5 protein-coding genes are annotated in these 5,833 nt (G+C 67.3%); 4 read left to right on the plus strand and 1 reads right to left on the minus strand.

Annotated features, from left to right (window positions below; genetic code table 11):
• Positions 1 to 324: 324 nt before the first annotated feature.
• From ABZ826_RS38700 to ABZ826_RS38715, 4 genes are all read left to right on the plus strand, one after another.
• A complete protein-coding gene (locus tag ABZ826_RS38700; protein ID WP_361459197.1) occupies positions 325 to 1,071 on the plus strand; it encodes a hypothetical protein in 747 nt (248 codons plus the stop codon).
• Between the two features lie 69 nt (positions 1,072 to 1,140).
• On the plus strand, positions 1,141 to 3,012 hold the full coding sequence (dnaK, locus tag ABZ826_RS38705) for a molecular chaperone DnaK (RefSeq protein WP_361459199.1): 1,872 nt from the start codon (positions 1,141 to 1,143) through the stop codon (positions 3,010 to 3,012).
• Positions 3,009 to 3,668 carry a nucleotide exchange factor GrpE gene (grpE, locus tag ABZ826_RS38710; protein ID WP_361459201.1) on the plus strand — a complete coding sequence of 220 codons (660 nt, stop codon included), beginning with the start codon at positions 3,009 to 3,011 and terminating at the stop codon, positions 3,666 to 3,668. Before dnaK ends, grpE begins: the two co-directional genes overlap by 4 nt.
• A 318-nt stretch (positions 3,669 to 3,986) precedes the next feature.
• On the plus strand, positions 3,987 to 4,562 hold the full coding sequence (locus ABZ826_RS38715) for a hypothetical protein (RefSeq protein ID WP_361459203.1): 576 nt from the start codon (positions 3,987 to 3,989) through the stop codon (positions 4,560 to 4,562).
• 190 nt (positions 4,563 to 4,752) lie between these two features.
• Here ABZ826_RS38715 and ABZ826_RS38720 read toward each other — a convergent pair whose 3' ends face one another.
• Positions 4,753 to 5,613 (minus strand): hypothetical protein, encoded by an 861-nt coding sequence (locus tag ABZ826_RS38720; RefSeq protein WP_361459205.1) that lies wholly within the window; start codon positions 5,611 to 5,613, stop codon positions 4,753 to 4,755.
• Between the last annotated feature and the right edge of the window lie 220 nt (positions 5,614 to 5,833).

The following is a 5,833-nucleotide window of genomic DNA, read 5'->3' on the forward strand; positions in this document are numbered from 1 at the left end:
GGTGGAGCCATGAATCCCACCGCAAGACCGCACGAGCCAACACCGTCGAGGACTACATCGCAGCGTAATCAACCGGCCACCCGACAGGCTCTAAGGACGTCATCCGTCCCGGTGTGCGTCCGTCCGCGTGAGCGAAGGCCGTGACCAGGTACCTGTAGCAGTGATGAGTTGCCGGGCCCGTCGGTCGAAATCGCCCAAAGGGCTGGTATGCATCAGCATGACCGGTCATCTTCTGGTGATTCAGGGCTTTTACATTCAAAGGTTCAACCGCGGTCTGGTTGTAAAATGTCATCCAAAGGACGACAAGTGGAATGTCATGCGACGATGAAACGCATATCACCCGGCGGGTTGTCCGTGACCGGAACAGCCTCAAAGACGCCGGACCTCCCCGGTCCGCCGGTCTCTTTTGCCGCCGCCACGCAGGCGCTGGCCGCGGTGGACGCCGCCGTGCGTCGGGCCGGCGCACCCGGCGGAGCGGAGATCGCCGGTGCCGCGGCAGGGCCGGGAGAGGCGCTGGATGCTCTCCGTCGGTTGCGCGACATATGCCGGCGGCTGGCGGTGTGGGAACCGGGGCTCATCGAAGCGGCACGTGGGGCCGGGGCCAGCTGGGCCGATATCGCTCATCCGCTGGGCGTCAGCAGCCGCCAGGCCGCCGAGCGCCGCTACCTGCGACTGTGTACGGGGCACCTGGGCACCACCGGGGAGCAACGGATACAGGCCGTCCGCGATCGCCGGGCTGCCGACCGCGCTGTCTCGGCCTGGGCGCGGGGCAAGGCGGCGGACCTGCGCAGCCTGACCGGAGAGATCACGTCCCTCGACGGTCTCCCCGAGCCGGCTCGCGCCACCATCGCCGAACTCGACATCGTTCTCGGCGAAGAAGACCCCGCCCGCCTCATCGGGCCGCTTGCCGAGGTGCGTCCCTACCTGGAAGGGCGCCGCGGTCTCGCCGAGCGCGTGGACCGCGTTGTCCGGCAGGCCGAGAGTTTGCGGAGCCACAGAAATCCTCGCGCAGTGAGCGGGAGGCCGCGCGCGGCGGCGCCGGAACGCCCCACGGCCGGGCCGGGGAGGTGAAGCAGCAGGCAGACCACTCGTTCAACAGCTGGCTCAGGTCCATCCGTGAATGACATGAGGGAGGCAGTGATGGCGCGGGCAGTGGGCATTGACCTGGGAACGACGAACTCCGTGGTGTCCGTGCTCGAAGCCGGCGAGCCGACGGTCATCACCAACACCGAGGGCGCACGGACCACTCCATCGGTGGTCGCCTTCGCGAAGAACGGTGAGGTGCTGGTCGGCGAGGTCGCCAAGCGGCAGGCGGTGACGAACGTCGAGCGCACCGCGCGGTCGGTCAAGCGGCACATGGGGGACGCCCAGTGGCGTTTCCCCGAGTCCGGTGACATCGACGGCAAGCGGTACACCGCGCAGGAGATCTCCGCCCGGGTGCTGCAGAAGCTGAAGCGGGACGCCGAGGCGCATCTCGGGGAGGACGTCACGGACGCGGTGGTCACCGTCCCGGCCTACTTCAACGATGCTCAGCGCACCGCGACCAAGGAGGCGGGCCGGATCGCGGGCCTGAACGTGCTGCGGATCATCAACGAGCCGACGTCCGCGGCGCTGGCCTACGGCCTGGACAAGGAGAACGACCAGACGATCCTCGTCTTCGACCTCGGTGGCGGCACGTTCGACGTGTCGCTGCTGGAGATCGGCGAGGGCCTGGTGGAGGTGAAGGCGACCAACGGGGACACGCACCTCGGTGGTGACGACTGGGACCAGCAGGTCGTCGACCACCTGGTGAAGCAGTTCAAGAACGGCTATGGCGTGGACCTGTCCAAGGACAAGATGGCGTTGCAGCGTCTGCGGGAGGCCGCGGAGAAGGCGAAGATCGAGCTGTCGGCCGCGACCGAGACCACGATCAACCTGCCCTACATCTCGGCTTCCGCCGAGGGCCCGCTGCATCTGGACGAGAAGCTGACGCGCGCACAGTTCGAGCAGCTCACGGCGCCCTTGCTGGAGCGCTGCAAGGGGCCGTTCCACAACGCGGTCAAGGATGCCGGGATCAAGGTGTCGGACATCGATCATGTGATTCTGGTCGGTGGTTCGACGCGGATGCCGGCGGTGACCGAGCTGGTGAGGGAGCTCACCGGCAAGGATCCGCACAAGGGTGTGAACCCGGACGAGGTCGTCGCCATCGGTGCCGCGCTCCAGGCCGGCGTCCTCAAGGGTGAGGTCAAGGATGTCCTGCTGCTCGACGTCACCCCGCTGTCCCTCGGCATCGAGACCAAGGGCGGCATCATGACGAAGCTCATCGAGCGCAACACCACGATCCCGACCAGGCGTTCCGAGATCTTCACGACGGCCGAGGACAACCAGCCGTCCGTGCAGATCCAGGTGTTCCAGGGCGAGCGTGAGATCGCGGCGTACAACAAGAAGCTCGGAATGTTCGAGCTGACCGGCCTGCCGCCGGCCCCGCGTGGCGTCCCGCAGATCGAGGTCGCGTTCGACATCGACGCGAACGGCATCATGCACGTCGCCGCCAAGGACCTCGGCACCGGCAAGGAACAGAAGATGACCGTCACCGGTGGCTCCTCGCTGCCGAAGGACGACATCGATCGGATGGTGCGCGAGGCCGAGCAGCATGCGGAGGAGGACCAGCGGCGCAAGGAGGCTGCCGAGACCCGCAACCGGGCGGAGACACTGGTCTACCAGACCGAGACACTGCTGCGGGACAACGCCGACAAGATCCCCGCGGATGTGCGTGCCGAGACCGAATCGGCTCTGGCGGTGGTCAAGGAGAAGCTCAAGGGCGAGGACACCGCAGAGATCCGTGCCGCCACCGAGAAGGCGGCGGCCGCGGCGCAGAAGATCGGCACCGCCCTGTACGCGCAGGCCCAGGGTGGCGGAGCCGCCGGAGACGGTACCGCCGCCGGTGGCACGCCCGATGGCACGGGCACCGGTGACGAGGACGTCGTCGACGCGGAGATCGTCGACGACGAGCGGAAGGGAGGTACCGGATGAGCAAGAACCCTCACTCAGAGCACCACGGCGATCGATCGCCAGTGGTGGTGTGCGACCCGCGCAGGATCGCTCCGGTCGCCCTCCGGGACGGGCGATGCCCAGATGCCTCCGGTCCGACCGGGACGGGTCCGATCGGGACGGGTTCGGCCAGGACCGGTTCGGCCAGGACGGGTTCGGACGCCGGTACGGCACGTCCGGGCGTCGGTCGGACCGGCCACTCGGAGGCCGAGCGGCCGCCCGAGCGGATCGCGGAGCTGACCGCGGACCTGCAGCGGGTGCAAGCCGAGTACGACAACTACCGCAAGCGGGTACGCCGCGACCGACTGGCGATACGGGAGATCGCGGTGGTCAACGTCCTCACCGGCCTGCTTCCGGTCCTGGACGTCCTGGAAGAGATCCGCCGACAGGGCGACGACCACGGCGCGGCGGCAGTCCTCTGCGACGTGCTTGAGGCACGGCTGGCGGCGCTGGGCCTGCGGACCGTCGGCGCAGCGGGTGAACCCTTCGATCCCCACATGCATGAAGCCATCACCTACGACGCCTCCGGTGCGGCACAGGCCGTATGCGCCGAGGTGCTGCGGCACGGCTATCGGGTCGGCGACCATCTCCTGAGACCGGCCCAAGTGGCGGTGACCGGGCTCGCCGCCGCCGAATAGTCGCACGGGACAGGTCCCGGGACCGGGCACCGGGCAAGTCCCGGGACCGGGCACGGGGCAGGTCTCGCGCGTCAGCCCGGCCCAACTGCTCGATGGCCGGAAGTCGTAACTCCTCGCGGAATCGCTGACGTTCGGTGGTCGACCCAATCCCTTGTGGATCGCACATCTCGGTGATGCCGCTCGGAACACGAACCATCTGTCCCTGCGACACGACGAGTTCAAGCTCAGCGTCCGGAAACCGGGCGCGACCGCTGCCTCGTGCGAGGGCCATCGATAAGGTGCACCGCGGATGGCCACGACTGTGTTGCAGGAGGATCGATGAGCAGGGATGGCGCTGAGCCCACAGTGAAGCCGTCGCACGAGGCGCATGTCAGGAAGCACCTCGCGCTCACCCGCGGCGAGGACGAGCGTGTTCTGGCCGTGGTGGGCGCCTACCGGGCCGGCAAGGTGCAGCAGATCATGACCAGGACTGCCGGGGACATCCTGGGCGGCGCCACGGGGAACCTGGGCGGTCTGATCACCTCGGCGTCCATGGCCAAGACCCTCAACGAGCAGCGTGACGCCGCTCTGGACCGCACCGCCGGTCCCGATCTTCCCGTCGCGGAACGGAACTTCCTCGCCCTGACGACCGGCCGGCTGATCGTCTACAAGCTGGGCGGCTTCCCCACGGCGCGGCCGACGAAACTGCTCCACGACATACCGCTCGCGCGAATCGAATGGATCAGGAAGCCGGGACCCCCGACCGGTTTGATCAAGGCATCGCGATTCGACATCGGGGTGGACAGCGGTGAAGTCGCCCGGCTGGAGTTCCCCCGCGCCATGGCCGGACAGGGGGTCGAGCTCATCAGGAAGCTGATCGGCCTTGCCGCGCCCCCGCAGGAGGGCGATTCATGAGCGGGCCCACCCGCGCGGACGCGCCACGCCCGCCGGGCATCGCGGCCTGGGAGCATGCGGTCGGCACCTCCGCGCCCCCTCACCGGCCCCAGCACCGGAGCCTGTCGGGGCCAAGGGTGGCAGCGGCCTCTCGCCCATCTCCTCCTACGACCGGGAGAAGCCGCTTCTCCGCGCCTCTACGCGCCCGCGGCTACTTCCTGACCGGGCACACCCCGCCGGCGGTCGTGTTGTAGGTGGGTGCGGACTTCATCGCCACCGTGCTGCTGCCGAGCTGGATCAGGATCTCGTCGGACAGCAGGTCCTCCTTGCCCTTCAACGCGTCGGCGACCTTGGTGTCCTTCGGGAACACCATCTCCGCCGCGATGTTGTCCTGCACGATCCGGGCGAGATTGTCGAGCGCTGTGAAGATCGGGTCCTTCGGTGTCTCCAATCCGGGCAGATCGATCAGGTGGGTGTCGACCTTCGCCGCGTTCATGCAGTCTTTGATGATGATGGTGTTCTGGTTGAGCACACTGGTGGTCCACTGCGACAGCACCACGCAGTACAGGTCCGCCCATGCTTGCTCTCCGATCTTGGCACGCCAGGACGTCATCAGGTCCTGTACGCCCTTGATCTGGGCCTGCGCAGCGTGCTTCATGTTGGTGCGGATGTCGGGGTGGACACTGCCGGAAAAGTCCTCGAAGGACTTCATGTCGAACGTCTTCGCCGCGACCGAGGTGCTGATGAACTTCAGTGCGGCGTCGAGGATGTTGCCGCAGGACGTCGTCAGCGCGGCCGGCAGCCCGGCGGCGGGGAGGTTCTGACGAGCTGTGGTGAGAGTGGCGGCGTACTTCTGCAGCGGCTCGATCCATGCTCCCGACTTGTCGTCGTTGAACGCCACCATCAGAAGATCGTGCGGATCGACGCGATCGGCGTTCGGCAGGTTCGGGATCTTGTCCGCCAGGTAGGAGGCGATCACCGAGAAGCAGCCGAGCGGAACGTGAGCGATGGACTTCGCCAGCTCGAACGTCTCCGACACGGGGTTGGCGGACTGCTGCCCGCTCTCGGTCACGAGGGTGAACCTGGGGAGATCCATCTTGAGGGGGAGTGATGTGGACGCGTCGCGGTGAAGTTGCCGGACCTCCTGGCGGGGGGAAACTCTTTCCTCTTTCTCTCGCCAGGAGGGCGAGCACTACTTCAGACCCGAATCCGCAGGTAGGGGCGTGCTCGCGGGCCGTCAGCGGTCAACTCGCTTAATCTGGGTTGTTTTTGGGTTTCCGGCATGTCGGTGG

Origin of the sequence: Streptomyces sp. NPDC047515, from assembly GCF_040643055.1 — a bacterium.
In the GTDB taxonomy this organism is placed as follows: domain Bacteria; phylum Actinomycetota; class Actinomycetes; order Streptomycetales; family Streptomycetaceae; genus Streptomyces.

Coding starts and splice junctions, on each gene's coding strand:
- ABZ826_RS38700 (WP_361459197.1), top strand. CDS start 325: ATGAAACGCATATCACCCGGCGGGTTGTCCGTGACCGGAACAGCCTCA.
- dnaK (WP_361459199.1), top strand. CDS start 1,141: ATGGCGCGGGCAGTGGGCATTGACCTGGGAACGACGAACTCCGTGGTG.
- grpE (WP_361459201.1), top strand. CDS start 3,009: ATGAGCAAGAACCCTCACTCAGAGCACCACGGCGATCGATCGCCAGTG.
- ABZ826_RS38715 (WP_361459203.1), top strand. CDS start 3,987: ATGAGCAGGGATGGCGCTGAGCCCACAGTGAAGCCGTCGCACGAGGCG.